This is a genomic window from Candidatus Nomurabacteria bacterium (genome assembly GCA_023898525.1).
Taxonomy (GTDB): domain Bacteria; phylum Patescibacteriota; class Minisyncoccia; order Phycocordibacterales; family UBA918; genus OLB19.
On sequence record CP060227.1, the window covers coordinates 619,318 to 644,112 of the forward strand.

Genomic DNA, 24,795 nt, shown 5'->3' on the forward strand with positions numbered 1-24,795 from the left:
ATGACACTACTTATTATTTCTTTTTTAGCTGGTGTTTTAACGGTTTTAGCGCCGTGTGTTTTGCCGCTGTTGCCGGTCGTGATCGGTAGTAGTGTCGGTGCCAGAAGTCGGGCTACTCCTTATATAGTGATTGGTTCGCTAGCTTTATCAATCTTGCTTTTCACCTATCTGCTTAAAGCCTCTACAGCACTCATCAGTATACCGGCTGTTTTTTGGTCGTATTTATCGGGTGGTATTTTGGCTGGTTTTGGTTTGATCCTACTCTTCCCTGTTCTTTGGGAGTCTCTACCTTTTGTAGCTAAAGCTAGTCGTGATGCCAATCAGCTTATGAGTACCGGCTATCAAAAAAAGAGTGTGTGGGGTGATGTGCTTATTGGTGCTTCTCTCGGTCCGGTCTTTTCTACCTGTAGTCCAACTTATTTTGTAATTCTCGGTACTGTTTTGCCAGCCAGTTTTTGGCTTGGTACAGTCTATTTAATTACTTATCTTATTGGTCTTATTTTAGTTTTGGCTTTAATTGCTCTATTGGGGCAACGTTTGACCGGTAGACTTAACCTACTCGCTGACAACCACGGCAAGTTTAAACGAGGACTGGGAGTAATTTTTCTTATCGTTGGTTTAGCTATCATTTCTGGTTTGGATAAAAAAATAGAAGCAGCCATTCTTGATACTGGCTATTTAGATATTTCTAAATTTGAACAAAAAATCTTAGATTCAGCCACCGAGACATCGATTGTTCCAGCTGGTAATAGTTTGTCTGTAATAGATGAACAGACCACGAAACCAGCAACTGCTGTCGAAAATATTCCCAAACATCTGCAAAAAGCTTTTCCTAAAACAGACTGGTCAAAAAATAACCCCAACATAGCTAATGCAATTTCTGGTGGGCCTGGAAAAGACGGTATTCCTGCGATTGATAATCCGACCTTTGTTCCAATCTTTGAATTTTCCCACAGTGATGAAACGCAGGCGATTGTGGTGTTTGGTGAAAATGATATCAAAGTCTATCCCTACAACATCCTTAATTGGCACGAAATCGTAAATGATGAAATTGATGGTAAGCCTATATTAATTGCCTTTTGTCCGCTGTGTTGGAGTGCGATTGTTTATGACCGTACTTTACCGGATGGAAAGACACCAACTTTCGGTGTTAGTGGCAGTTTGCTTGAAAGTAATATGATAATGTACGACCGTTTAACTGAGAGTCTTTGGCAACAAAGTACTGGTAAAGTTTTGGCGGGTACGTATTATCCGGCTGAGCTTACAGCTCTTCCCTTTCAGCTCTTAACAATTGGTGAGATCAAAAAACTTTATCCATACTCTATGCTGCTTAGTGAAGATACTGGCTACTCGCGTGACTATTCCAGGGACCCATACGTGGGTTACGAAACTAACAGCCAATTTGTTTTCGATCCAAGTTCTCTGGATAATAAGTTTCCACCCAAAACTATCATGGTTGTCTTTAGGGCGGGTGATGTTACGGTGTCAGTACCTTGGTTAAAACTGCGCGAAGTGAGCTCGGTTGTTGAAATTATTAACAATATTAAGTACACTCTGACAGTCACCGATACTGGTGAATTGATTATTGTTGACGAGTCGGGAGCTGTTCAACCTTTCTATTTTGAAATGTGGTTTAGCTTTGCCGTTCAGCACAGTGATCAGATTCACGTTATTGAATTATAAAATCACATAAGACCATGAATACAGAGCTAATAAATAAAGTTCTGGATTACCGTTTAGAAGCCGGCTTAACACAAGTTGAACTGGCTGAAAGAGTTGGGGTAACCAGGCAGACCATTATTTCGATTGAAAAAGGAAACTATATCCCATCGGTCGTTTTGGCTCTACGTTTGGCGAAGGTTTTTAGATGCCCATTAGAAAAACTTTTTATTGAAAATAAAAAATAACCAACCATGAAACAGCAAACTCTATTACCAATTCTTGTTTCCGTCTTAGCGCTACTATTTCTTGATCCGTTTCATATCTTGATGCCGGATGGGATGGAGATGGTGCTGCTTGGCGTGCTCATGTTGTCTACTATTTCTTATGGATTGTTTATTTACAACGAGCGTCCACAAGATGAACGTGAGGTGTCGATCAGAGCTTTTGTTGACCACACTACTTACCTAGTTGGAATGGTTCTCTTGGTGGTGGCTATTGCCTATCGTTTGATTGTTGATGGGCACGTTTACCCAGAAATTATTTTGATACTGGTTATAATGATAATTTCAAAAACTATCGCTCATTCCTACGCTTGTAAAAACCGGTAGAAGTAGAAGATTAAATCATTACAATTTTTCTTTTAATTCTCGGATGGTTTTTTCTAGGGTGTTTAGTTGTGTTTTGAGATCCTCCCTTTCTTTATCTTGTTTCTTTAGATGACCGTCTATCTTGTCGGTGGTATCGTTGTGAAGAGTTTGCATAGAATTAACAATTACTCCTATTAAAAGATTAAGGGTGATAAAAGTAGTGGTTAAGATAAAAGGTACGAAAAACAGCCAGGCATAAGGATAAAGTTCCATCACCGGCCTAGCAATACCGGATGACCAACTTTCTAACGTCATAATCTGAAACAATGAAAAGAGTGATTTATCTATCCCGCCAAACCAAACCGGAAAAGCGGCGCCAAAGAGTTTTGTGGTCATGACCGCTCCGATGTAGAACAAGAGTAACAGGATTAAACCGATAACCGACAAGCCTGACAGGGAGTCAAAAAAAGCTTGCGTGACTTTGCGAAACTGTGGCACGACACTTAAGAGACGGAGCACTCGTAAAATGCGTAATGATCGCAAGATAGACAAACCTTCGATAAATGGCAGGTATGAAACAGCGATGATTATAAAATCGAAATTATTCCAGCCACTTTTGAAAAAATTCAATCGGTAAGCGGCAAGTTTTGTTGCTAGCTCAAGGGTGAAAATTGTCAAAAAGATGAGGTCGAGAGTGTCTAGTAGGGGTAAATAGTTATCTATTAAATCAGGGGCGGTTTCAAGACCCAGAGTAATGGCGTTAAGGATAATGACAGCAATAATTAACCGCTGAAACCAGTTAGCCTCTACAATATTTGTCAATTTTTCTTGCATAGGTACAGATTACTGCTCAGCCTAAAATTTCGCAAGCTGTGGCAATAAGAAAAGCTGGGCGACCCGTAGGGTCGCCCAGCTTTTCTTATTGCCACAGCTTCTTTAAACCTCGTTTAGTTAATTTTCTAATACGCTCTTTTTGTTTTTCCGTCACAGCTCTTGCGTTTGTTAACAACAATACGTGTGACTCAATCCCCACGAAACCCAGGATGTCATTCTTTATGTTGTAACGAGCCCGTGCATTTTGTACCACGTTGGTCCACCACCAAGGGCCGCCACTGGTTTGAAACACTACCGCTTTTTTGTCCTTGAATAACTTGTGCGGTATTCCCTTTATGTATTTATAACCAAAGCCAGGTGTTAATAGACGATCAAAAAAACCTTTTAATATAGCTGGCATTCCTCCCCACCAGATTGGATGAATCAGTACTATATATTTGCTTTTTTTAAATAAGCATTGATATCTTTCAATATCCGGATTTATTTGTTTACCTCCACTTACATAGTGTTCGGAAGCGCTCATTACCGGATTGAAGTTCTCTGTATATAAATCCAGTAATTTATATTGCTTGCTGTTACATCCTAGTTGCTTTTTTACCGCTTCGAGGATGTGTTGGCAATTTCCGGCGATGGTAGTTTTGGGATGAGCATAAATTATTAGCACTTCATTATCCATGGGCGTACCAACTTATCGGTTTTAGTTTGATTGCTTGTAAACAACTAGACCCATAATAATACCCCAGATCAAGTGACCCATTAGTGACATCCATTGGGCTTGCCCGATCTTTCCTATCATGTCGCTCATACCTAAAATCATAGGCATTAAAATAAGAGCACCTAGAACCCACCAAATGACACCATAGATAATTCCGTACTTTACTCCAGCGCTAGAACTGGTGATTTGTGACCCGAACCATAGTCCAAAAATGGCTCCGGTAACGGCGCTGATAAGTAGGTGTACTATCCAGCCTATAGCAGCAGATTCACTGCCAACCAACATGGCTATCATTGGCATCATGCCCATCATTTGCATGATTAATCCAAATACCACTCCACCAACAACACCTCCTAGTATTCCTTTGTTTACATAAATCATGATTATTTATAGTTAATTTTAGATAAATATATATGCAGTAGAAACGCTTAGAAGCAGTTTCTAAAGTTCAGCCAGTTTTGCTTTTCATGCAAAAGCATGATGAATCAATTATATAGGCTGCGTATTGTAATGTAAAGTTTACTTTACACTAAATCAGGTCCAATTTTATTTTAGAGACAAAATAAAGGCATCGACACAGCTGAGTGTCGATGCCAATTATTGTTAAATTTTTTTTTGGCGTATATCATACGCCCCGTTATGAACTGATTCTAGGAAGTTTTTTATGTATTGACCTTCTATACTAATAGACTGATTTTTGCTACTAGTTATCTTCAGTGATCTAACTCTATGAATGAGATTTATGTTGAATGACTTTATACGGTTTAAAAAATGGTTCCAATTTTCATGACTGAGGATAATTACTTTTGGATATTTACTCACTTCAATCCGAATATCATCTTCGTTGAAGCCGACCGTTAACCCATAACCTGCAATTACGTACCGGTTTATCCTTTTTCTTTGTTTCAATTTACCTTTCACGTTCCTAGGCTCCCATATAAAAGTTAATATGTATTACTATTACCGAAACGAATGTTACAACATTTATCCTAAATATGGAAGTTTAATAAAAGCCCCGTGCCGTAGGTGTGGGGGTTTTATTATTACTTCTTTTTTGCTAAGTCTAGCACCTCATCAATTCTGATTTGTTCGACAAACTCCGGTACGTGAGAAACTAGAATCATCGCGCCTTTATAGTTGTGAAGTGCTTCGGCAATTACCGGAATGTGGCGGAAGTTGATGTGGTTGGTTGGCTCGTCTAAGATCAAAAGCCCCGGTCCTTCCATGGTAAGTTTAGCGAAAGCCACCAAACCCTTCTGTCCTTCCGACAAGTTCCCTACTTTCACTTTCATCACGTCGCCATAGAGAAGGAAACCAGCAGCGATAGAACGCATTTTTTCTTCCAGTTTCTCTTGCATTGAATCCATCAAAGTTTCAAAAACTGACTTATCAAAATCCAAGTTAGAAAAATCCTGTCGGTAATAACCAATCTTTACCCCCTCTGTTACATGTTCACCTTTGGCATGTCCGGAGGCTAGTTTTTCTAGAAGTGTGGTTTTACCAATTCCGTTTGGTCCTACTATTTGTAAGTGCATACCTCGCTTTAAGACCAAGTCACACTCCACCTCTTTTGGTTCATGGTTTTTGATCGCTTGGTATGAAGTTAGTTTTACCACCTCAAGCGGTATATCATCAGCCGGATCAATGGTAAATGGTCTAATAGCTTTATCTTCACGACGGACATCAACCTTATTCTCCTCTGCCTCTTCTATTTCGTCACGCATTCTTTTGGCCACCAGACGCATCTTACCTCCCTTACTGGCAAAGTAGTTTACTTTTTCTTTATTAGCTTGAATCTCTTTTGATAACCTAGCGTTTTCGCGTTTTTCTTTTTCTACTTGGGCTGCTATCTCTTTCACTACTGCATGGTAGTTACCATTATACTGCTCAACTTGTCGTCTTTGGGTATTTAAATACAACACCCCATGCGTAAAAGCATTTAGGAAATCAGCATCGTGAGAAATCACCAAAACAGTTTTCTTGTACTCCTTAAGAAACTCAGTCAGGTGCTCAATACCGGCCACATCAAGATTGTTGGTCGGCTCATCCAGTAAAAGTACATCAGGATTTTGAATCAAAGCTTGAGCTAGGAGTAGGCGAGCTTGTTGGCCGCCTGAAAAACTACCAATTATTCTGTCTTTGAAAGTCTCACGCATCTTCTCGGTTGGAGTTAAATTAACCACCTCAAGCACAGAATCAATTTTTGGATCTATATCGTAAACTTTTTCAGAAAAGCTGCGTTCAAAAAATTCACGTACGGTTAAGGTGAGCTCGTCACGAGGAATGATTTGGCGAGAGATGGCAACAGTGGTGCGTGGTTCAATATTTATATCACCCTCGTCCGGACGGATGTTACCAGTAATAAGAGAAAAGATAGTACTCTTACCAGCCCCGTTTTGACCCATTAGAGTCATCTTGGCACCACGCCGCACCACGAAGTTGGCTTCGTTTAAAATTGGACGAGTGGCATTGTATTCATACGATACATCTTTAAAAACAATAATCCCGCTATTTCTTGACATAGGTGATTACCATACACTATTTTGCTACAATATGAAACAGGTAATATTTCTCAATAATTAATAGTATTTTATGAAAGAAGAGCTTGAATTAGTGGCAAAATTTCACAAAAAGTTTCAAGTACCAGTTGAAAGTGAACCGGTTATACCAAATAAAGATCGAATTGACCTAAGACACAGACTTATGAAAGAAGAATTGGAGGAATATAAAGCTGGTGCAGAAAATGGTGATTTAGAAAATGTGGCAAAGGAATTGGCCGATATTCTTTTTGCTACGTACGGCACTATTTTGGAACATGGGTTACAAGGTAAAATTGAGGAAATTTTTGCTGAAGTTTGCAAATCTAACATGAGTAAAGATTACCATGAGTTTAAGATGATAAAAGGCAAAAACTACAAACCAGCTGAGATTGGCAGGGTATTGGGCGAGAAGAAATAAAAGAAGCGGCACCGACGGTGCCGCTTCTTTTATTTCTTCTCGCCCTTGTCCTTCTTTGGTTTCTTCTTCTCTTTTCGCATATCTGTTCCTTTTGCCATATATGAAACTTAAAATTATAATTTACTCAAATTATATCAAATGATTTTAAATACTGGTAAAACGAACTGGTATTTCTATCGCGTTGTCGTGTTCTGGTAAATCTGAGGGGTTGTCTTTTTTTAAAATCAAACTACCCTTCCGCATAAACTCGGGATCTGAAATATGATATGGACTCACAAAATTTAAAGTAGATACAAAGGAGACAAAATCTTCCGTCATCCAATCGTCCTTTGCAGTGGCATAACCTTCGGCAATGATTTTCCCATCCCAATCTACCAGAACAATCGGGAAACTAGCTTCAAAAAACCAAAATCCTCTAGCTTCACCACTGATAACCAACGGACTAGAGATCAATTCATTTGGTAACGGAGAGGTGACCTTTATTAGGTCAACTTTCTTCTCCCATTCACTTTTGGTTGTTACTGATCCTTCATCAGGGCATACAAATTCGCAGTTTGGACCGGTTCTTCCTACATAAGTACCATCTGGACACTGCATAGCATCCATAGTACAAGTTACCGGTTTATTATCACCTATGGAGTCACTGGTCTTATTTTAAAAAAACGCTAGCGATTCCAGCAATGATAGCTATAGCTAGAAATATGTAAATTGCTTTTATCATAGTATCCATAAGTATATCAACCAATGTTAGTAATTGGTATAGTTAAAATAAATCCTGGTAGAGTTTATTTACGACAAATCCTTTACTTTTTTAAGTGCCACCACATACATACTTTCCGACCAGCCGAGAGGCGTATTGTCATTTGGTTTATTGGTGTGGGAATAATAAAGTTCCGGCACTAAGCCGTCTGGTGTGACAGCGTCTTTTGCTCTGCGTAGATAATAGTAGGCTTTTTCTTTTTCTCCACGCTCAGCATAAACAATCGCTAACCACGAAAGACCAAAGCACCATTCGGCTTCCTCGCTATACCCATCCTCGTTGTTATTGTAGTAACGGTCTAGTTTGTAACGAATTACTCCCCTGTCTTTAGTTAAGTGGTATTCAATATTTCGTAGGATTTCCAAAGTTTCTTCCTCGGTTGTTACTGCAAAAGGGTAAATAAGTGAAAGTAAGGCTAGGTCAGCAAATTTAGAAATTGATTCGCGGGGTAATAGTGAGCGTAAAGCTTTTTCACCCTGTTGTATGGCTATCTCTGGTACATGAAGCCAGCTTAGTTGTGCTGCTTTCTTGAGTGCAGCGACACAAGATCCGACTGACGAGGCGTGAACTTCCATGTTCTCTTCCCAGATGCCGTTATCGGCATCGTGCCAATATTCCAAGGCTACCAAGTAATCGATAATCTTTTGTACCATTTCCCTTTCCTCTTCAGTTTCTACTACGCTAGCTCCTCTAAGCTCAAGTTCGACCAAGAGATTAAGCACTTCACCCACAGCATCGTTTTGGCTATTTCCCCACTCTTCCCAGTATTCTTCAAAAGTTTCTGGATTAAAACGGGCGTGAATATACTGCCAAGTCTCGTGTGGCTTGTTCTCAATAGCCCAATTAATCTTGTCCTTATGCTTCACAAAAACTGTCAGTAGGGCTTTGGCTGCTTCTTGTACCACCTTTAACTCCCCAGTTTCAAGAAAACCTAAAGTCATAAAATATATGTCTCTAAGCCAAGCTTTGTCGTAACCGGTGGCAACATCATGAGCGGAAGCGGTAAAAACGCCGGAAGGTTTTTGTAAAGTGCGAACTACGTCCAGGTGTTGCTTTATTTCTTTATCGAAATCAAAAGATGACATATGTGACTATGATTGAATTTTACTCCATTCGTTGCTGCCGTGTTCTGCTATGTGTGACAACGGTGGTAATTTTTCTTCCACCCTGCCGGCTGCCGTCGGATAATAACTTCTAAGTTCAGCATAGAGAGCCACAGTCTTTTCATAGGCAACGAACAGCGCGTATAGTTTAGCTATAGCTTGCTCTTTTCGATAATCATCTTTCTCTTTAATTTCTTCGTACAGGGTTTCAACCGCTTCGCGGTTCTGCTCCGCAAATGCCACCATACAGTCTTCGGCCGAAGTCAGGGAGTATTCCCTGCCGTGTGATTCAAAAGTTGATTTTAACTCAATGGGAAATTGCTCAAATAAAGTATCAATTACTTCATTGAAAGCCTCTTGCTTCTGTTTTTCTACCAAAGATATCTTTTCTGTCTGATTTATTTTTTCCATACTTATTTTAATTGTATCACGTAAAGAAAGATCCTTTAATATTTTTTGATACTTAAAGCTAAATACGGTTTACTTCCAAACCATAAAAAACCTTGTCTGCCAATTTTTAAAAAAGTTTTTCTGTGGCAGAATGCCAAACGGCAACATTTGTAAATTTGTTTAACAGTAGTTATTTGAAAAGGAGGAAAAACAATGTCTACTGAAAACAGAAAACTCGTAGTAATTGCAACATCTTTACCAGAAGAATCCAATGGTGTAGCCAATGCAATTCAAGGTCCACAAATTGATGAAAAACCTACTTGTCCGCAGGGCGGATTACCTGGATTACTAAAATCTTTAGGATCAACTTTCAGTGAAACACAAATGCTTATTTTATCAACTGATATTTTTGATGATATAGGCATAAACATAGTCAGTGTCCTACAAGCTGTTAGGAAAAATTTTCCAAATCTCTTCATTTTTGTTTTTCGGAACGAATATGATGACGACACGATTAAATCAGAAATCTTAAAAGTGGCTGGCGCAAATTTTGTAACAAAGCTTGAGATTGGTGAGGAAAAAAGATTTCGTGCCACAGTATACAAACAACTTGATTTAGTTGAAGCCGAGATCGTTACAGCTGAAACTAAAGTAACAGAACCAATCGACAACACACCAGAAACTGAAATAGTTGCCGAAGATAGTCAGGAAGAAACAAGTGATGTTGATACATCTTCTGAAGAAGCAGGATCTGTTACTGACTTTGTTGACGAAGAAAAGCTGCCTGAACAGCCTGATACAAATGAGACGAGTGACACAACAGCAGAAACAGGCACTGACGACACTCATCTAATCAACTCTGATGTTGAAGTTGACACAACTGCAACACTAGCTAAGACGCTAGTTCCTGGAGATGTTACTGAAGTTTGTGGGACAGATATTGGTGTTGAACAGACTGTTGCTGAAGAATCTGATGTTCAGGATGAATTGCAAGCGTCATTGAAACCAGAAGAAGATATTATTGGCTCGGAAGCATGTGGTTGTACAGCTAATCTACCTACAAATAACTCAGGGTTAAGTAATGAAGTATTATTAGCCTTGGTTAGACTAGCAAAGATTGGAATACAGCAAATTGAAGATAATCTTTTACAGCGAACAGTTACCGCAAATTCTGCTAATAACAGTAGTGGTGACATGTCAAATAATATTGTCACTAAATCTGATGTAACCGAACAACAAGTGTTAGAAAGTAGTAAACCTGACGACGTTATACCAAAACTTGCAAGAGTACAGATATCGAGAACTAAGTATAAAGTTACTATTAACGGTCATAAAGTTATTTTGACCAAATATCAATTAGATGTACTAGACATTCTGGTTGCCGAAAACGGTAAATATATATTTGCTACCGATATCGCTAAAAAGTTGGGTGATGTTAAGCCGGCTTCTATTAACCAACGCATTTATGCACTAAGAAGAGTTATGAATGCAGTACATACTGGTTTGGGTGATTGTATAGATTCAAGTTCAGGACGTGGTAATAGGTTCGTTGCAAATGATTAGTAGAGTCTTGTTTTTGCGGTTGCGGTTTTCTTTTATGAAAACCGCAACCGTTTTTTATTTTTATAACTGAAACACAAAAGGTGCGCCCGTAGGGCGCACCTTTTGTGTTTTCAACTTTGACTTGATTTCTACCAAGCAAAGTGAGCAAACGCTCGGTTGGCTTCTGCCATCTTGTGAGTATCTTCTTTCTTCTTTACTGCATTACCCTCTTCTTTGGCGGCCAGCTTTAGTTCGGCTGCAAGAGCTTTGTGCATTGGTACGCCGGCTTGCTTGCGGGCCCCAGCGATAATCCAGCGCAGGGCCAAAGCCATTCGGCGTTCTGGGCGCACTTCACGTGGTACCTGATAGTTGGCTCCACCAACTCGGCGTGAACGTACCTCCATTAGAGGACCGGCATTTCGCACAGCAGCATTGAAAACCTCTAGTGGATCACCGCCGTCCTTAGCGTTTTTGATTTCCTCAAAAGCGGCATAGACGATTTTGCGAGCGGTTTCTTTTTGACCACGTAGCATGATGTAATTGATCAGTCGTTCTACATCAACTGATCCGTACACCACGTCAGGCTTTACTGTTGGACGATTTTTGATTGGACGTCTCATATTCTTATAATTTGATTCTTAAAATATTGCTACGTTTAAGAATGAGGAGGTTTTGACATTCTTCATTCTTCGCATAATTTGATTCCGAAGCCTGTTAGGCTTGAATCGCGTCACATATCTATAGCGAATATAAACTATTAATTTTGCTTTTTTTAAATCTTAAATTTACTAAGATTTGATTTTAAAATAATTAAAAATTGCTTTAGATGTGAGGCGAACATTAAAAAATATTATGAGGTGAACTTATTGTTCATTGAGTGATATTTTTTAATGTTCAACGACACAGATGAAGTGATTTTTAATTATTTAGGGCGTTTTGCGCCGTAGCGAGAGCGACCCCGTCGTCGTTCGTTTACACCAGTAGCGTCGTACTTACCGCGAACGATAGTGTACTGCACACCAATGTCTTTTACCCGGCCACCGCGTACCAATACCACTGAGTGTTCCTGCAAGCTGTGCTTGATACCTGGAATGTAAGCGGTGATTTCTTGACCATTACTCAAACGAACACGAGCAATCTTTCGAATCGCTGAGTTCGGCTTTCGTGGAGTCTTGGTGGTTACACGAGTACAAACGCCGCGCTTGAAAGGTGAATTGTAAGAGTTGGGCTTGTTCTCGATTTTGTTAAATCCAGAATGCAAAGCACCAGTCTTACTCTTTCGAGCTGGGTCGCGTCGCTTCTTTTTTGTTAATTGTTGTATTGTTGCCATAAAGCCCGAATACAATACTATAACTAGCTATTTTTGCAACTATTTATAGATTTATTGAATTAGTAATGAGGCAAAAAGACTAGTCATTACAAAAAGTAAGGGGCTTAATAAAAATATAAAAACAATTATAATTATTGGAAAAGAGATCAAAATATTACGTTCCATAAAAAGTCTAAGGTGTTCATAGCGCATAGCTAGTGAGTACGGTAAAAACCTTGATAAAATCTTAGAACCATCTAAAGGTGGAATTGGTACAAGATTAAAGAAGGCAAGGAAAATATTAAGTAAAATAATATTAATTGAAAGCTCCACAAAAGTGTGAGATAGATTCAATACTTCAGCACTACGCACTAAAATGGCGAATATTATAGCTATGCCGATGTTAGCAGCCGGACCAGCAGCCGCTACAATGGTCTCGCCCCACTTTTGGTTGGTGAAGTTGTAAGGATTATATGGTACAGGTTTAGCCCAACCAAAAAGCAAATGGTGACCCATTATAGTTAGAGGGTTAAATAATAATAGGCCCGGGATTATTATAGACCCTAAAGGATCTATGTGTACTAGAGGATTAGCTGATAACCTGCCTTGCAGCCGGGCGGTTGGGTCGCCGAGCCAGTTAGCGGCGTAGCCATGTGCCATTTCGTGCAGTACTATTGAAATAATTAAGGCAATAATCATTGCGATATTAAATGGATCCATATGGTTACTATCATACGCATAAACGTCCTTTTTTCAAAATCATTACAGATAGTATAAACAACATCTGCCAAGGGTTACCCTAGGCAACCTTGCCTAGGGTAACCCTTGGCAGATGTTGTAACACATACAAAACTACAAAATCTATAAAAATGCTTGCAATATCAGATATGCGTGCTAGTATAGCCAGACTTTAAATATAGATATTTATGGCAAAGAAATGCGACATCACTGGTAAAAAGACACAGATTGGCGGCAAGTACAGCAACCGTACTCGTGCGACTCAATTCAATCCGTCTGGAAAAACCAAGCGAGCACCAAACCTACAGAAGAAGCGTATTTACGTAGCTGAGCTAGGTAAGTCTGTTACGGTAACAGTTTCAGCTAAGGCTCTACGTACGATTGCAAAGAACGGTGCGTACAAGACTTTGAAAGAAGTAAACCTGGTGTAACCCACTTAAAAAGGCCGGCCCCGTAGGGGCCGGCCTTTTTAAGTGGGTTACACCCCCCCTCTACTCCTCTACCCACACATCCTTCCCATCGGTTTTAAATACTATCGTTCCTATATCAGCCGTGTTAAAAATGTCCACACCTCTGCTCTCAGCTTTTTCTATTACTTCCTTATGTGGGTGACCGTAGCGATTATCCTGACCGGCCGAAACAACCCCGTACTGAGGATCAACTGTATCTAAAAATTCATCAGCCGTTGAGGTACGCGAACCATGATGTCCAAATTTCAAAACTTCGCTCTCCAAAGCCTCGCCAAAAGTATCTACCAAATACTTTTCAATACTAACCGGTGCGTCACCGGTCAACATAAACTCCACTTCTCCATAACGTAGCTGAGCGACTATTGAAGAGGTGTTACTTTCTAAGTCTGTTACATCTCCAGCTGGCGACAAAATCAAAACTGAAGTTGATGCTCCCAGAGCCAATTGTTGACCAGCAGTCGCGTAACTAATGGCTGTTCCCTCGTTGCTAACTGCTAGGTTAAACGCGTCTATTGTCGCGGTTTCTCCTTCGTTATTTGTTCTAATTATGTTTGCAACCTCGTATCGCTTAAGCACATCTACCAAACCACCGATATGGTCTTTGTCGGGATGAGTCGCTAAGACCACATCCAAACTTCGATCAAAAAGCGGCATTTGTTTACCGAGCTCTCGTAATACAGCATTATTTGCTCCACCATCAATCAAAGCCTGTACTCCGTCTGGCGTTTCAATGTAAATTGCATCCCCCTGCCCCACATCAAGAAAAGTAACCGTTAAATATGGAGAGTCTGTGTTGTATGTGAACGCCTGCTCACTCATTCCACTATAAGAAGTGTTTATAAAACAACACAGCATTACAATCAGCAATGTCACTAAAACAAAAGATCTAGTTAGCAGAATAGAGTTAGACATTTATTTCTTTTTCCTCACAAGCGCATACAAAACCAGTGCCGAGATTGCTCCAAGTGTATCCATTAACATATCTTTTTGGGCATCCCAAATATCACCTTGTGAACCAAGGAAAGCGGCGCTTGCATCACCACCATAAGTAGCTGCAAACCACCACTCAAACATTTCATACACGGCCGCTACTGAAATTATAAAAAACAAAGGCGTGAGATACACCAACCAACGGGTATTAGCTAACTTTCTAACATTCAAATACTCAGCTAAAGCAAAGGCGTAAAATCCAACCGTGAAGTGAGCTACTCGATCATACATATTTCTTTCAAAACCAAACAGATCATTAAACCAATCAAACGGTACTCGCTCGAAAGTAAAGTATCCACCCACTGTATGCATAAATATCAAAACCGACATCAAGGCGTAGCTGGTATTAGAAAAACGTACGCCTCTAAAATACAAAACCACCAAGAAAAGTACGATCAAAAATATCGGTAAATTTTCAGCCAACCAAACATCGCGACTATAAGGCTCAATACCAAGCCAAATAAAAACTAACAAATAAGTTGCTAATAAAATTTTAGGAAACTTAGAATTATTTATCATTACTTAATTCTAACTAATGCTTTATTAAAATTACCAACTTTGTCACACTTTGCTTCACTAGAAATAAACTGATGTGATAGAATGAAGATTATCTGAGTGTTTACTAACATATATAAAAAGTTCTTTATCTATGAATTACGAAGCCAAACAATTCGACATTCCTGAACTTACAGGTATCAGTCAAGAAACCATCACCGAGCACCTTGGTCTCTATCAGGGATATGTTAAAAGTGTAAATCTCATCCGTGAAAAAATGGATGCCTACTGTAACGACCGAGACAACAATCAATACGCTATCAATGAAATGCAACGCCGGCTTGGTTTTGAATTTGGTGGTATGCGTAACCACGAGTATTACTTTTCTCAATTTGAAAATGGACCAAAGTCACTTCCAGACGGAAAGCTAAAAGATATGTTTATCGCTCGTTGGGGTGATGTCGACAACTGGTATCACTGCTTTGAACACCTTGCTCTTACCCGTGGCGTTGGTTGGGCTATGCTCTATATCGACCGACAAACCAACCAGTTGGTACAAACTTGGGTAGATGAACAACACCTTGGCCAACTAGCTGACCTTGATATAGTCCTAGCTCTTGATATGTGGGAACACTCATATATGCTTGACTACCCACCAAGCAAGAAGAAAGAATACATCACCGCTTTCTTCAATAACCTTAACTGGGAAGTGGTAGCTAGTCGGGTGGAATGCAAGCATGACTGTGATCCTAGCTGTGATTCTTGTAAGGCGGAGTAAAGAAAAACACAAACAGCCGGAGACAAAGTCGCCGGCTGTTTGTATGTTTATTACAATCCCAAAACTTTTTTTAGCATCTTGTCTACATTTGCTTGGTCAAATTCTGAAATATAACCCAACTCTCCTAAAATTACTTTTTTATCTAAAGTAGCTATCTTGTCACAAATAATACCTGATTTAACCTTAATTCCATTTTCTTCATTTGGATGCAAAACAACTAAACTTTTAACACCAGCAGTTTTTATTTTTGATGTAATAAAAACAACGATTACATCACTAGATTTCTCTTTGGAGATAATTAAAGCCGGTCTTACCTTACCTCCTGAAAGGTCAGTAAAAGGAAAAGGAACAAGAACAATCGTCCCTCTCTTATACATAACGCTTTTTTAGATCATCAACTGAATAAATATCAGGTTCATTCTCTAGAAAAGAAAAGCTTTCTGAATAGGTGTTCACATTGGTAATGTCACTAACGTCACTTCTGTACTCTGAAGGAAATTTGATCAGTAAAACCTCAGGGTTATTTCTGCGACCGATTGCAAAAACACCCCCCGTTTCTTTGACGGAGTCTATGAGCTTGGCAATTTGCTTTCTGGCATTTGTTGTAGTAATCATTTTCATACTTATATTGTACATTTTGTACAAAATATAGTCAACCTGCGTAAAGAGACAGTATTTATCGAAAGAAAATTGGTGTATCGGAAGAATCAGACTTACTTACTGTCTGATTTTTCTTTTTAGCTTCTTCCTTTAACCCAGTCACAAACTCATCTGTTTCTTCGACAATAGTCCAGTTACTTAGGTCGTCTATCTCTGATTTTTCTCCACTCTCTCTAGAATTAGAGATCAATTCAGCAGCTAGATCTCCTTGCCCCACCACTGGATATTTTTGGTAGAGATACCAAAGTGTAAAACCAAGTGTTATGTAAGCGACAGGTACAACAAGAAAAGAAAAGGTTGGTACCTCTGTGGCAGCAAAAGGTATCTCTGCAAACCAAAGTGCGACGCTATTGATATAAGTAAGCGACCAATAGGTCGGGATAGAAACTAATCAAGTCAACTTCATGGAGACAAACCCCAGCATCCCGGTAATAAAAGTAAGAAGCATCGCTACCGGTACCATCGGCAACACTAGAAGATTCACCAAAACAGACACTACAGAAAACTGCCCAATCTGATAAAGTAAAAGTGGCAATACGGCAATCTGGGTAGCGATGGTCGCTGTCAAGAACATCCGTGCTCCAGCTAGGTTGGGTATCTTGGTAAATAATCGCTCAAGCTGAGGAGTGAGTAGGATAAGTCCAAGCGTAGCCATGAACGAAAGTTGAAAACCAACGTCGTAAACCAAAAGCAGTGGGTTGAATAAAAGCATAATAAAACCAGCCACCAAGAGAGCACGAAGTACTAAGTAAATTCGCCCCGTCGCCTGCGCTATTAAAAGTAAGCTGGCCATAATACTGGCGCGCACTACCGTAGCCGACAACCCCACCAAAAGCGCAAAAGAAATGATAGCTAAAATACCAAACACTGTACGCCACCGCCTCGATAAGAAATACCCTAAGACCAACATCACAAATGCCACCACGAGCATAATGTTGTAGCCGGACAAAACCACAATATGAATGATTCCCGTTTTCCGAAAAGCTTCTTCGAGCTCATCACCGAGAGCCTGCTTTACCCCGAGCAAAAGCCCTTCACCAAGACCAACTGCCGGCTCAGCTATTACCTTTTCTAGATTATCCATAAAGGCAGACTTGAAGTTAAGGAGTTTAGAAATAACCAAGTTACCCTTATCATGGTCTACAACCTCAACCTCAGCAAAAGATATCTGGTATTCCACGCCCTGCGCTAACAAATATCCTTGGTAGTTAAAGATTCGTCCAAAGTCTGTTTCAAAATTTTGTGGTGCAGATAGCTTGCCGTTTACCTCTACCGCGTCACCATAAGCGACCGAAACATAGCGATCGGTAGTGACCAAAAGTACATCTGCACCAGTATCAACAAAAAGCCTAAGACTATTTTCTCTCTGGTCTGGCTCTTTTGTCACTACTCCAGTCAAAGTCATCTCTTCTCCCACTTGTTCTTTGAGAACCGACTGTCCAAACTCTGACTTTGTATATTCCGTCCGTACTACTCCAGACAAAAATCCCAAAACCATTACAGAAAACACCAACCACCCAATCAGCTCACCACCAAACAATCTTGATCGATACCAAAAAAGTCCGCCAAGCGCGGATAATAGAAGTATGAAGCCAAAAGTCGGTAAATTAAAGGTGGCAAACGTTGTGACAAGCACTCCCAAAGTGAAAGATAGGATAAAACTGTACAAATAATAAAACGACATAATAATTACTTAGTTCAAATTATAACAAGCGACTATATTTCCTATTACATTAATATAATTTTTTATTTATAAACTTAAAAAATTTGTTATTATATTCACTAAATTACAATTAACCGCAATCACCGCCGTGCTCAAGCTAATTACTGTAAATATAGAAAAAGAGAAACATTACGATACTGTACTTCCCTTTTTGGACAGAGAAGATCCAGATGTGATTTGTACCCAGGAAGTACCAAAAGGTTTTCTAACCCACCTAGAAAATAGAGGTTACCAGACCGCCTATGCTCCCATGGGTATATATGATGAAGATGGAATGAATAAAGAAATAGTAATGGGAGTAATGTTAGCGTCAAAATTTCCTTCTACCAGTAAAATAAATTACTATCATCGAGGCTCTCCAGAGATTGTTAAATATGAAAATGACAGAAAAGAAGAGACGGAATCTTATCCCTATATTATAACCAATATCGAAACCCCTTCTGGTATATACAATATCGCCACCACCCACCTTATGGACACCAAGGATGGTCATGAGGATGTTTTTCAGATAAGAGGTATGACGAGACTTCTAGAATTACTAGCCAAAGAGGAACCTCATATGATATGTGGTGACTTCAATATGCCTCGCGGTTACAATTCTTTATACGAAAAAGTTACTAAATATTACAAAGATAACATTCCAGCAAAATACAAAAGTAGCTTGGATAAAAATCTCCACAGGGCGGGAAATAAGGAGATAAAACAGCCGATCTTTGATGAGTATATGGTTGATTATATTTTCACTCAAACACCGTATGAAGCAAGGGACGTGAGGTTGGAATTTGGAGTTAGTGACCATGCGGCAGTGGTGGCTAATATTTTGAAAGTGACTGACTAAATATATAAAAAATAACCGCGCCTATGGTGTCCGGGCGCGGTGTGCTTGGTTGCGGTGTTTTTTACGCCGCTATAGATCTTTTTCTTGGAGTTGACACTTCAGCAATATTGCCCGTGCAAGCAGGTCTGCGTGTGAGTGTGATTTATTTAAGTCATCCACAATAGCATTAAGTTGGGTGAATGTTTCTGTGCGCTCATCAGGAGTAAAAGACCGAGTATTTAGTAGTCTGTTACCAATCCTACGAAGAGCAGCTTCTATTCTTTTCGTCGGTTCATGTACAACGGTACTCTTTTTTAGCATATAAGCCTGTGGATTCACTATAGTCTCCCTACGTTATTTTAAACTCAATTATTTAAATTGAGGCCAACGCAAACTTTAACAGATAAAACTGAATGTTGTCAACCCTTTGTACGATCTCACCACCTTTGAGACTCTATCTCATAATGTTCTCTATAATACTCCATGGGCGACAAAAGACCCAGTCCTTCATGCGGTCTCTCATGGTTATACCAATACAACCATTCATTCAGTGAATCATTGAAGTCAGGAATACTATCTCGAAGCAGGGATCGGTGATAAATAATGTGTTCTTCTTGAACGGTACGATTGAATCGCTCTATATAGGCATTCATCTTAGGACAACGTGGATAAGTGTGATAATGGTTGATGTTAAGAGTTAAACAAGCTTCGTGGAAGTATTTAGCGAATTCTGAACCATTATCAGTCTGTATCTCATCTATACTAAAAGGGGTATAGTGTATAAGTTGTTTTAGAAAGTCTCGAGCACTATTTGAAGAATGACTGGTATAAGTACGAGCGTAAGCAAACCGTCTTTCTATGTCTATGGCGGTGAGTATGTACCGTTTAGTGCCATCTATGTGTCTCACGATAGTGTCTATCTCCAAACCTTGTTTTTGTGGTCTTCTTTGTTTTTTAACCTTGGTTTTTCTTTGTTCTTTGTGTGTACCACTCTTAGCGTACCAAGAGAGCTTAACTGGATTCGGTAGTCTACCTAGTTCTTTAAGATCACTGATACAGCGATTAACATAGGAAACTGACACCTTGAATCCTTCCTTCTTCAATAGCGGTACCAGCTTTTTCCCACCAATCCGTGGTCGCTTAGTACGCCAGTTGATAATAGCTTGCTCTAGTGGTGGTGATATCTGTCTCACTCTTCGTTTCTTAGGAGCAGTACTCTTGGGGTCTAGGGCTTGGATATTACCATTACTATCATTTAGTTCTTTTTGCCATCTAAATAAAGTTGGTCTAGATACGCCAAAAGCATCTTTGGTGGTATTAGTACCATGTTTTTGCCAAAACGTGAGTATTTTAACTCTTCTTTCGACCTCCTGTTTGTTTTTCATTGTCTGCCACTTTAGAGCACTATCAGCCGCTTTGGCAAACCCTCTGGTGTTCCTTAAAATGTTATGTATTCTCATTACTCCTTATTTAAGGAGTCTCATATGTATGTGAGATTATTCACCCTTGGTATGGGTACTTATGTATTTCAAGCTTTGTCTGTGACATGTTTAAAATAATAAGAGGGTTAACATTCATTTCAAAACTCGTGTTTGAAATATTCGAATGTTAACCCTCTGCGCCCGGTCGCTTAGTTAGCTAGGGCGCACGCCGACGCGGCCAGTTACTTGAAAAATAAAAAATGACTATAGGCGTTTATGGACGCCGGGCCTGCTCTGCTTGTATGCATGGCTAGTACTCCTTTTTTGCAAGTTGATCTTTGCTTCCGACTCGGATGAGCCGGAAGCCCTTTTTTCTCTATTCTAAAAAATTTACTCTATCATCCGGATCTTTCGTCCAGAGGTCTTTAGGAGTTTTCTCTTAAAGACCTGTGTATCATAGCATACTTGAAATATTTGTCAAGGGTTGGTGAGGAGGGTAGAACCATAAAAGCGGAAAAATCCTTATTTATAAGGATTTTTCCGCTTTTATGGTTCTGTCTGTACGGGAAAAATCTCTTCTCGAAACCCTCTATCACGATGCATCTATGCAAAAAAGAATCCCCCAGACACGTGGTCCGGGGGTAAGGAAAAAATAATGAAAGCTGTTACTCAACAGCCTCAATAAGATATCACAATGTAAGATTATAGGCAAAATTGGAGGATGTAAAACGGTGTTTATTCTCCATCCATCGCTTCGTTAGCCAGTCTGTCCGCTTCTTTGTTCTGGGCTCTTGGGATGTGAACAAAAGAAAGGTTAGGAAAATTAGATACGCGTAAGTTATGTATTTCAATAAACATCGGTACCAATCCTGGTTCTTTAATCTGGTATTCAGCGTTAAGTTGCTTTTTTACCAACTCACTATCCATACGCATTTCAAACTGCATTTCTTTGGTTTTTTTTCCGTATATCTGTTTCAGAGTTTGTAGGGCCAACATTACACCGTAATATTCTGCAAAATTATTGGTAGCGTTGCCGATAGATTTTTTAACTTCTCGTACCACCTCACCATCCTTGGTAATTTGCACTCCGACTCCAGCTGGTCCTGGATTGCCACGGGCTCCCCCATCTGTAAAAGTCACTATTGTTTCCATATCGCTTGAGTGTAGCAGATTTCTACTAAAAAGACGATTAGCCTTTGTTTTATATGACATCAATCACTCGCAGTCGAATCTGCATCCGGCCCATAAAAAAGCTTTCTTCTAAGTGAGCCAATATTGATACGGCTTTAGCCGTGGTTGGGGTAACAGTAAAATTCTCTGGTAGTTTAAAGAAAGCAATCGCTTCTTTGGCCAGTCCGGTAGTCTCAAAAGTCAATTTGGTATGATCCTTGGCCTTACCAAATACCGTTACTTCTTCTGGCTTTACGTTACTTATAAGATAAAGAGGTTTGGCGTTATCGGCCCCAAACGGTGCACAAGCTCTCTGAGCTTTAAGTAATTGATTATTGATCATGTCTAAAGTAATTTCCATATCAACCGAAAGTGGTTCATGCACTACTGCTTCAGTACCTAGAGCCTCGTGGGCCTTTTGTAGAGCTTCGGTAAAAAAGTGTATTTTTTCTTCGCGCACGGTGAAACCGCCTGAAGCGTGATGTCCTCCAAACTCATAAAAGATTTCTGGAACAGCTTCCATTAATTTCACTACACTTACTTCTCCACCGGAACGACATGATCCTTTAAACATACCGTTGCCATCCTTGCCCCAAAGAAAAACCGGACGTTTGTATTCTTCCGCCAGCTTATTAGCCGACAAACCGACCAAAGACGGTCGCCAATTCGGATTACCCATGGCAAATACCGCTGGTATTTCTTCTAGTAATTCCAATCGCTTATGGAGCTCTTTAGTCATTTGGGATACTGCCGTCTTGCGCTCGGTGTTTAGTTTTTCTAGATGCAACATTCTCGCCTCTGCCTCACCTTCATCAGTGGTTGAAAGTAGAGTAAAGGCATCTTCTGGCGTATCCATACGCGAAGCAGCATTGATACGCGGACCGATAGTAAAACCAATGTCGTCTTCAGATAAATACCGTGGATCAACCTTTTGTTTTCTAAGAAGTTTTTGTAAGCCCGGCCGACGTGTCTTGCGTAAAACCCTTAGGCCATAATGTGCTAAGACTCTATTCTCACCACGAAGCGGCACCATGTCTGCTATGGTGGCGACCCCTACCATATCAAGCCACCATTTTTCCTGCCCAACATTTATCTCAAAGTTACCCCGAGCAATCAGAGCTTGTACCAGCTTATACATCACCGCCGCTCCGCAAAGACCAGTAAAAGGATAAGTGTTGCCAATTTTTGGATTTACCACCGCCACCGCTTCTGGCAATTTTTCCTTTGGTTCATGATGATCAGTAATAATCACATCTATACCTTGCTCTTTAGCCACTCGTACCGCTTCAAAATCCGTCGTACCGCAATCAATAGTGATTATCAGTGCTGGGTCACTGTCTTTATTAATGGACAAAACCGCTTTTTCACTTAAACCAAAGCCGTCATAATGTCGGTGTGGAATGTAATTAGAAAAATTTTCAAACCCAATCGCTTTAAAAAAATCATGGAGCACCACCCCGCCTGGAATACCATCACAGTCATAATCACTATAAATAACCACCTTCTCATCATCAGCAATAGCTCTTAGAATTCTCGCTACTGCCTTTTCCATATCATGAAGCAGGAATGGGTCATGGAGATGTTCGTCGTAAGAAGGGTTTAAAAATTTCTCCACCTCGTCTTTAGTTTTAAGGTCGCGGTTATAGAGTAGTTGACCTAGTGTTTTGTCGCTTACCCCGAGATCACCGAGCTCGTTGTCTAGAATAGCCTCCTTGACTGTAAATAGAGTCATTTCCTGTATAGTAGCACGGTAGCAATTTGCGGTATACTAGACACATTATGGATGATATTTTTTTGAAAATAATAAACCGCGAAATACCGGCGTATATAGTTTATGAGGATGATAAGGTAATAGCTTTTTTGGATATTAATCCAGTAAACAGAGGCCATGCTTTGGTGGTACCTAAAACCAAGTTCAGAAATATTTTAGACGGCGATTCAGAAGTATTGGCTCATATGATGAAAGTTGCGCAAAAGATAGCCCAAGCACAGATGAAAGAACTAAAAGCTGACGGTGTAACCATAGTTATGAACAACGAACCAGCTGGTGGTCAAGAAGTCTGGCATGCTCATTTGCATGTGGTACCGAGATTTGATAATGATGAGGCATATCAAAAACCAAGACATGTGGCTTGTACAGACGAAGAGTTTGTGGAAGTTAAAGAAAAGCTAAGCGAAGCTTTAGCTTAATAATCTGTACGAGATTTTAAACTCATGAATATTGTCACTGTAGATACTCACAAGACCATTAGAAAGCTAATGGAAAAAGGTTATACCGAAAAACAGGCGGAAGGTTTTGTTGAAGCTTTAACTGAAAGTGACTTAGTTACCAAAGATTATTTAGACAGTAAATTAACTGAGTTACGTCTAGATATAAGAGCTGAAATGTATAAGGCTCTTCTGATACATGGTTTGATAGTAGTAGCGACTATGATAGCTGTTGCTAAGGCTTTTTAGTTGTTGGAGTGTAGAATGAATGCAAAGGGCCGGAAGCGAAGCTTCCGGCCTTTTATCTTCCAACTTTACTAAGCTCGCAAAAGTTCAATCGCTGGTGTAGTACCGTGTTCTAGGAAAGTTAACATTGCTCCCCCGCCAATTGAAACAAATTCAAATTTTTGTGCCAGGTCAAGTTTATTGACCGAGGCGACTGTATCTCCTCCGCCAATCACGCTGATACCTTCTGCCCCAGCTACAATTCTAGCTAAGGCCTCAGTTCCTTCGCTGTAGCCAAATTCGTAGTTACCAAATGGACCGTTCCACAACACGGCACAGGCTTTTTCTAGATATGGCTTTAGCATCATGATGGTTTCTTCACCGAGGTCAAAGATTTTTTCATCGGGAGAGACACTGTCAGCTGACTTCGTACTTTTGTTTCCATCTGTTCCTTCTACTACCACATCTACCGGTACCATAAGTTTTTCACTCCACAAGAATGGGCTGTCTGCTAAAGATATGTCTGAAACTAAAGATTTACCAATTTCCAAACCACGCGCTTTCATTACATCGTGTGCTAAAGCTCCACCAATGAAGATGTGGTCATAAAGGGCGAGATATTTTTCTACTAAAGGCATCTTGGTTTCAAACTTTGCTCCTCCTAAAAGTAGAATAGACGGTTCACAGGGATTCATCATCTTAGTCAGATGTTCTACCTCTTCGGCTAAAGTCATGCCGGCATAAGCTGGTAAAAGTTTACCGACTCCATAAGTAGAAACATGTTCGCGGTGCGCGGCAGCAAAAGCGTCATTGACATAGATGTCACCAAAATTAGCAATGAACTCAGCTAGATCTTTGTCATTTTTCTCCTCACGCTTATCTTGCCTTAGATTTTCGCACATCACTATATCGCCTTCTTTCATACTGTCTCTGGTATCTGTGAATTTTGTTTCGGTTACCTTCCCTCCCCAAGTCATTGGTAACACCTCGGGTTGATTAAAGTAGTCAAACACTGGTTTTAAAGTCTCGTGTTCTTCGCGGCCAATATGGGAAATAATTATGGTTTTGGCTCCCTGTTCTCGCAAAAAACGCAAAGTAGGCATGGCTCTTTTTAGTCTGAAATCATCTCGAATTGTTCCATTATCAAGTGGTACATTAAGTGAAGATCTAACCAATACATACTTCCCTTTCAGATCTTGAACATCTGTAATCAATTTCAAATTCATATTCAAATTTATTT

Annotated in this window: 30 protein-coding genes; 10 read left to right on the top strand and 20 right to left on the bottom strand. The window is 39.9% G+C overall.

The window, feature by feature from the left end; genetic code table 11:
• The 3 genes from H6779_02895 to H6779_02905 are packed head-to-tail and all read left to right on the top strand — an operon-like array spanning position 1 to position 2,270.
• Positions 1 to 1,683, top strand: coding sequence for a DUF3179 domain-containing protein (locus H6779_02895; protein ID USN87337.1), 1,683 nt, complete (start codon positions 1 to 3; stop codon positions 1,681 to 1,683).
• 14 nt (positions 1,684 to 1,697) lie between these two features.
• Positions 1,698 to 1,907: a helix-turn-helix transcriptional regulator gene (locus tag H6779_02900; protein ID USN87338.1), complete on the top strand. Its 210-nt coding sequence runs from the start codon at positions 1,698 to 1,700 to the stop codon at positions 1,905 to 1,907.
• 6 nt (positions 1,908 to 1,913) lie between these two features.
• The gene (locus H6779_02905) at positions 1,914 to 2,270 is read left to right on the top strand and encodes a hypothetical protein (protein ID USN87339.1); all 357 of its coding nucleotides are present in this window, start codon (positions 1,914 to 1,916) and stop codon (positions 2,268 to 2,270) included.
• Positions 2,271 to 2,288: 18 nt separating this feature from the next.
• On the opposite strand, the gene H6779_02910 is transcribed toward H6779_02905, so the two are convergent.
• The 4 genes from H6779_02910 to H6779_02925 all read right to left on the bottom strand — a co-directional run bounded on the left by H6779_02910 (position 2,289) and on the right by H6779_02925 (position 6,320).
• Positions 2,289 to 3,083: an ion transporter gene (locus tag H6779_02910; GenBank protein USN87340.1), complete on the bottom strand. Its 795-nt coding sequence runs from the start codon at positions 3,081 to 3,083 to the stop codon at positions 2,289 to 2,291.
• 85 nt (positions 3,084 to 3,168) lie between these two features.
• The gene (locus tag H6779_02915; protein ID USN87341.1) at positions 3,169 to 3,759 is read right to left on the bottom strand and encodes an NAD(P)H-dependent oxidoreductase; all 591 of its coding nucleotides are present in this window, start codon (positions 3,757 to 3,759) and stop codon (positions 3,169 to 3,171) included.
• A 21-nt stretch (positions 3,760 to 3,780) separates the two neighbouring features.
• Positions 3,781 to 4,179 carry a hypothetical protein gene (locus H6779_02920; GenBank protein ID USN87342.1) on the bottom strand — a complete coding sequence of 133 codons (399 nt, stop codon included), beginning with the start codon at positions 4,177 to 4,179 and terminating at the stop codon, positions 3,781 to 3,783.
• Between the two features lie 662 nt (positions 4,180 to 4,841).
• Positions 4,842 to 6,320, bottom strand: a complete 1,479-nt coding sequence (locus H6779_02925; GenBank protein ID USN87343.1) for an ABC-F family ATP-binding cassette domain-containing protein — start codon at positions 6,318 to 6,320, stop codon at positions 4,842 to 4,844.
• A gap of 70 nt (positions 6,321 to 6,390) precedes the next feature.
• Here H6779_02925 and H6779_02930 point away from each other — a divergent pair, with 70 nt between their 5' ends.
• Positions 6,391 to 6,756 (top strand): nucleoside triphosphate pyrophosphohydrolase family protein, encoded by a 366-nt coding sequence (locus H6779_02930; protein USN87344.1) that lies wholly within the window; start codon positions 6,391 to 6,393, stop codon positions 6,754 to 6,756.
• 144 nt (positions 6,757 to 6,900) lie between these two features.
• Here the strand turns inward: H6779_02930 and H6779_02935 are convergent, their stop codons facing one another.
• The 3 genes from H6779_02935 to H6779_02945 all read right to left on the bottom strand — a co-directional run bounded on the left by H6779_02935 (position 6,901) and on the right by H6779_02945 (position 9,030).
• Positions 6,901 to 7,353, bottom strand: coding sequence for a Gmad2 immunoglobulin-like domain-containing protein (locus tag H6779_02935; GenBank protein USN87345.1), 453 nt, complete (start codon positions 7,351 to 7,353; stop codon positions 6,901 to 6,903).
• A gap of 192 nt (positions 7,354 to 7,545) precedes the next feature.
• Positions 7,546 to 8,601 carry a glycoside hydrolase family 15 gene (locus H6779_02940; protein USN87346.1) on the bottom strand — a complete coding sequence of 352 codons (1,056 nt, stop codon included), beginning with the start codon at positions 8,599 to 8,601 and terminating at the stop codon, positions 7,546 to 7,548.
• Positions 8,602 to 8,607: 6 nt separating this feature from the next.
• Positions 8,608 to 9,030, bottom strand: a complete 423-nt coding sequence (locus tag H6779_02945; GenBank protein ID USN87347.1) for a hypothetical protein — start codon at positions 9,028 to 9,030, stop codon at positions 8,608 to 8,610.
• Between the two features lie 192 nt (positions 9,031 to 9,222).
• On the opposite strand from H6779_02945, the gene H6779_02950 reads away from it, so the two are divergent.
• Positions 9,223 to 10,572 carry a hypothetical protein gene (locus H6779_02950; GenBank protein USN87348.1) on the top strand — a complete coding sequence of 450 codons (1,350 nt, stop codon included), beginning with the start codon at positions 9,223 to 9,225 and terminating at the stop codon, positions 10,570 to 10,572.
• Positions 10,573 to 10,700: 128 nt separating this feature from the next.
• Here H6779_02950 and rpsG read toward each other — a convergent pair whose 3' ends face one another.
• The 3 genes from rpsG to H6779_02965 all read right to left on the bottom strand — a co-directional run bounded on the left by rpsG (position 10,701) and on the right by H6779_02965 (position 12,580).
• The gene (rpsG, locus tag H6779_02955) at positions 10,701 to 11,171 is read right to left on the bottom strand and encodes a 30S ribosomal protein S7 (protein ID USN87349.1); all 471 of its coding nucleotides are present in this window, start codon (positions 11,169 to 11,171) and stop codon (positions 10,701 to 10,703) included.
• A 302-nt stretch (positions 11,172 to 11,473) separates the two neighbouring features.
• A complete protein-coding gene (gene rpsL / locus H6779_02960; protein ID USN87350.1) occupies positions 11,474 to 11,881 on the bottom strand; it encodes a 30S ribosomal protein S12 in 408 nt (135 codons plus the stop codon).
• Positions 11,882 to 11,932: 51 nt separating this feature from the next.
• Entirely contained in the window at positions 11,933 to 12,580 is a 648-nt protein-coding gene (locus tag H6779_02965) for a site-2 protease family protein (protein ID USN87351.1), read from the bottom strand.
• 206 nt (positions 12,581 to 12,786) lie between these two features.
• Between H6779_02965 and rpmB the strand changes: the two genes are divergently transcribed.
• Positions 12,787 to 13,029, top strand: a complete 243-nt coding sequence (gene rpmB, locus H6779_02970; GenBank protein USN87352.1) for a 50S ribosomal protein L28 — start codon at positions 12,787 to 12,789, stop codon at positions 13,027 to 13,029.
• A gap of 60 nt (positions 13,030 to 13,089) precedes the next feature.
• Here the strand turns inward: rpmB and H6779_02975 are convergent, their stop codons facing one another.
• Positions 13,090 to 13,887, bottom strand: a complete 798-nt coding sequence (locus H6779_02975; GenBank protein ID USN87353.1) for an MBL fold metallo-hydrolase — start codon at positions 13,885 to 13,887, stop codon at positions 13,090 to 13,092.
• A gap of 93 nt (positions 13,888 to 13,980) precedes the next feature.
• Complete coding sequence (locus H6779_02980; GenBank protein ID USN87354.1) at positions 13,981 to 14,577, bottom strand: DUF2238 domain-containing protein; 597 nt, start codon at positions 14,575 to 14,577, stop codon at positions 13,981 to 13,983.
• Between the two features lie 130 nt (positions 14,578 to 14,707).
• Between H6779_02980 and H6779_02985 the strand changes: the two genes are divergently transcribed.
• Positions 14,708 to 15,331 (top strand): superoxide dismutase, encoded by a 624-nt coding sequence (locus H6779_02985; GenBank protein ID USN87355.1) that lies wholly within the window; start codon positions 14,708 to 14,710, stop codon positions 15,329 to 15,331.
• Positions 15,332 to 15,381: 50 nt separating this feature from the next.
• Here the strand turns inward: H6779_02985 and H6779_02990 are convergent, their stop codons facing one another.
• The 4 genes from H6779_02990 to H6779_03005 all read right to left on the bottom strand — a co-directional run bounded on the left by H6779_02990 (position 15,382) and on the right by H6779_03005 (position 17,675).
• On the bottom strand, positions 15,382 to 15,708 hold the full coding sequence (locus H6779_02990; protein ID USN87356.1) for a type II toxin-antitoxin system PemK/MazF family toxin: 327 nt from the start codon (positions 15,706 to 15,708) through the stop codon (positions 15,382 to 15,384).
• Positions 15,701 to 15,952, bottom strand: coding sequence for a hypothetical protein (locus H6779_02995; GenBank protein ID USN87357.1), 252 nt, complete (start codon positions 15,950 to 15,952; stop codon positions 15,701 to 15,703). Before H6779_02995 ends, H6779_02990 begins: the two co-directional genes overlap by 8 nt.
• Positions 15,953 to 16,007: 55 nt before the next feature.
• Positions 16,008 to 16,211: a hypothetical protein gene (locus H6779_03000; GenBank protein USN87358.1), complete on the bottom strand. Its 204-nt coding sequence runs from the start codon at positions 16,209 to 16,211 to the stop codon at positions 16,008 to 16,010.
• A 171-nt stretch (positions 16,212 to 16,382) separates the two neighbouring features.
• Positions 16,383 to 17,675 carry a ComEC/Rec2 family competence protein gene (locus tag H6779_03005; protein ID USN87359.1) on the bottom strand — a complete coding sequence of 431 codons (1,293 nt, stop codon included), beginning with the start codon at positions 17,673 to 17,675 and terminating at the stop codon, positions 16,383 to 16,385.
• A 190-nt stretch (positions 17,676 to 17,865) separates the two neighbouring features.
• On the opposite strand from H6779_03005, the gene H6779_03010 reads away from it, so the two are divergent.
• On the top strand, positions 17,866 to 18,552 hold the full coding sequence (locus H6779_03010) for an endonuclease/exonuclease/phosphatase family protein (GenBank protein USN87360.1): 687 nt from the start codon (positions 17,866 to 17,868) through the stop codon (positions 18,550 to 18,552).
• A 416-nt stretch (positions 18,553 to 18,968) separates the two neighbouring features.
• Here H6779_03010 and H6779_03015 read toward each other — a convergent pair whose 3' ends face one another.
• The 3 genes from H6779_03015 to recJ form a co-directional block, all read right to left on the bottom strand.
• Positions 18,969 to 19,991 (bottom strand): transposase, encoded by a 1,023-nt coding sequence (locus H6779_03015; GenBank protein USN87361.1) that lies wholly within the window; start codon positions 19,989 to 19,991, stop codon positions 18,969 to 18,971.
• A 696-nt stretch (positions 19,992 to 20,687) separates the two neighbouring features.
• Positions 20,688 to 21,104, bottom strand: coding sequence for a ribonuclease HI family protein (locus tag H6779_03020; protein USN87362.1), 417 nt, complete (start codon positions 21,102 to 21,104; stop codon positions 20,688 to 20,690).
• Between the two features lie 49 nt (positions 21,105 to 21,153).
• Positions 21,154 to 22,854, bottom strand: coding sequence for a single-stranded-DNA-specific exonuclease RecJ (recJ, locus tag H6779_03025; protein ID USN87363.1), 1,701 nt, complete (start codon positions 22,852 to 22,854; stop codon positions 21,154 to 21,156).
• Between the two features lie 47 nt (positions 22,855 to 22,901).
• On the opposite strand from recJ, the gene H6779_03030 reads away from it, so the two are divergent.
• Positions 22,902 to 23,312 carry an HIT family protein gene (locus H6779_03030; GenBank protein USN87364.1) on the top strand — a complete coding sequence of 137 codons (411 nt, stop codon included), beginning with the start codon at positions 22,902 to 22,904 and terminating at the stop codon, positions 23,310 to 23,312.
• 24 nt (positions 23,313 to 23,336) lie between these two features.
• Positions 23,337 to 23,579 carry a hypothetical protein gene (locus tag H6779_03035; GenBank protein USN87365.1) on the top strand — a complete coding sequence of 81 codons (243 nt, stop codon included), beginning with the start codon at positions 23,337 to 23,339 and terminating at the stop codon, positions 23,577 to 23,579.
• 68 nt (positions 23,580 to 23,647) lie between these two features.
• Here the strand turns inward: H6779_03035 and pgk are convergent, their stop codons facing one another.
• Entirely contained in the window at positions 23,648 to 24,781 is a 1,134-nt protein-coding gene (pgk, locus tag H6779_03040) for a phosphoglycerate kinase (GenBank protein ID USN87366.1), read from the bottom strand.
• Positions 24,782 to 24,795: the final 14 nt, after the last annotated feature.

Excerpts from the sequence above, each read along its gene's own strand:
- H6779_02895 (USN87337.1), top strand. The coding sequence starts at position 1 with ATGACACTACTTATTATTTCTTTTTTAGCTGGTGTTTTAACGGTTTTA.
- H6779_02900 (USN87338.1), top strand. The coding sequence starts at position 1,698 with ATGAATACAGAGCTAATAAATAAAGTTCTGGATTACCGTTTAGAAGCC.
- H6779_02905 (USN87339.1), top strand. The coding sequence starts at position 1,914 with ATGAAACAGCAAACTCTATTACCAATTCTTGTTTCCGTCTTAGCGCTA.
- H6779_02910 (USN87340.1), bottom strand. The coding sequence starts at position 3,083 with ATGCAAGAAAAATTGACAAATATTGTAGAGGCTAACTGGTTTCAGCGG.
- H6779_02915 (USN87341.1), bottom strand. The coding sequence starts at position 3,759 with ATGGATAATGAAGTGCTAATAATTTATGCTCATCCCAAAACTACCATC.
- H6779_02920 (USN87342.1), bottom strand. The coding sequence starts at position 4,179 with ATGATTTATGTAAACAAAGGAATACTAGGAGGTGTTGTTGGTGGAGTG.
- H6779_02925 (USN87343.1), bottom strand. The coding sequence starts at position 6,320 with ATGTCAAGAAATAGCGGGATTATTGTTTTTAAAGATGTATCGTATGAA.
- H6779_02930 (USN87344.1), top strand. The coding sequence starts at position 6,391 with ATGAAAGAAGAGCTTGAATTAGTGGCAAAATTTCACAAAAAGTTTCAA.
- H6779_02935 (USN87345.1), bottom strand. The coding sequence starts at position 7,353 with ATGCAGTGTCCAGATGGTACTTATGTAGGAAGAACCGGTCCAAACTGC.
- H6779_02940 (USN87346.1), bottom strand. The coding sequence starts at position 8,601 with ATGTCATCTTTTGATTTCGATAAAGAAATAAAGCAACACCTGGACGTA.
- H6779_02945 (USN87347.1), bottom strand. The coding sequence starts at position 9,030 with ATGGAAAAAATAAATCAGACAGAAAAGATATCTTTGGTAGAAAAACAG.
- H6779_02950 (USN87348.1), top strand. The coding sequence starts at position 9,223 with ATGTCTACTGAAAACAGAAAACTCGTAGTAATTGCAACATCTTTACCA.
- rpsG (USN87349.1), bottom strand. The coding sequence starts at position 11,171 with ATGAGACGTCCAATCAAAAATCGTCCAACAGTAAAGCCTGACGTGGTG.
- rpsL (USN87350.1), bottom strand. The coding sequence starts at position 11,881 with ATGGCAACAATACAACAATTAACAAAAAAGAAGCGACGCGACCCAGCT.
- H6779_02965 (USN87351.1), bottom strand. The coding sequence starts at position 12,580 with ATGGATCCATTTAATATCGCAATGATTATTGCCTTAATTATTTCAATA.
- rpmB (USN87352.1), top strand. The coding sequence starts at position 12,787 with ATGGCAAAGAAATGCGACATCACTGGTAAAAAGACACAGATTGGCGGC.
- H6779_02975 (USN87353.1), bottom strand. The coding sequence starts at position 13,887 with ATGAGTGAGCAGGCGTTCACATACAACACAGACTCTCCATATTTAACG.
- H6779_02980 (USN87354.1), bottom strand. The coding sequence starts at position 14,577 with ATGATAAATAATTCTAAGTTTCCTAAAATTTTATTAGCAACTTATTTG.
- H6779_02985 (USN87355.1), top strand. The coding sequence starts at position 14,708 with ATGAATTACGAAGCCAAACAATTCGACATTCCTGAACTTACAGGTATC.
- H6779_02990 (USN87356.1), bottom strand. The coding sequence starts at position 15,708 with ATGTATAAGAGAGGGACGATTGTTCTTGTTCCTTTTCCTTTTACTGAC.
- H6779_02995 (USN87357.1), bottom strand. The coding sequence starts at position 15,952 with ATGAAAATGATTACTACAACAAATGCCAGAAAGCAAATTGCCAAGCTC.
- H6779_03005 (USN87359.1), bottom strand. The coding sequence starts at position 17,675 with ATGTCGTTTTATTATTTGTACAGTTTTATCCTATCTTTCACTTTGGGA.
- H6779_03015 (USN87361.1), bottom strand. The coding sequence starts at position 19,991 with ATGAGAATACATAACATTTTAAGGAACACCAGAGGGTTTGCCAAAGCG.
- H6779_03020 (USN87362.1), bottom strand. The coding sequence starts at position 21,104 with ATGGAAACAATAGTGACTTTTACAGATGGGGGAGCCCGTGGCAATCCA.
- recJ (USN87363.1), bottom strand. The coding sequence starts at position 22,854 with ATGACTCTATTTACAGTCAAGGAGGCTATTCTAGACAACGAGCTCGGT.
- H6779_03030 (USN87364.1), top strand. The coding sequence starts at position 22,902 with ATGGATGATATTTTTTTGAAAATAATAAACCGCGAAATACCGGCGTAT.
- H6779_03035 (USN87365.1), top strand. The coding sequence starts at position 23,337 with ATGAATATTGTCACTGTAGATACTCACAAGACCATTAGAAAGCTAATG.
- pgk (USN87366.1), bottom strand. The coding sequence starts at position 24,781 with ATGAATTTGAAATTGATTACAGATGTTCAAGATCTGAAAGGGAAGTAT.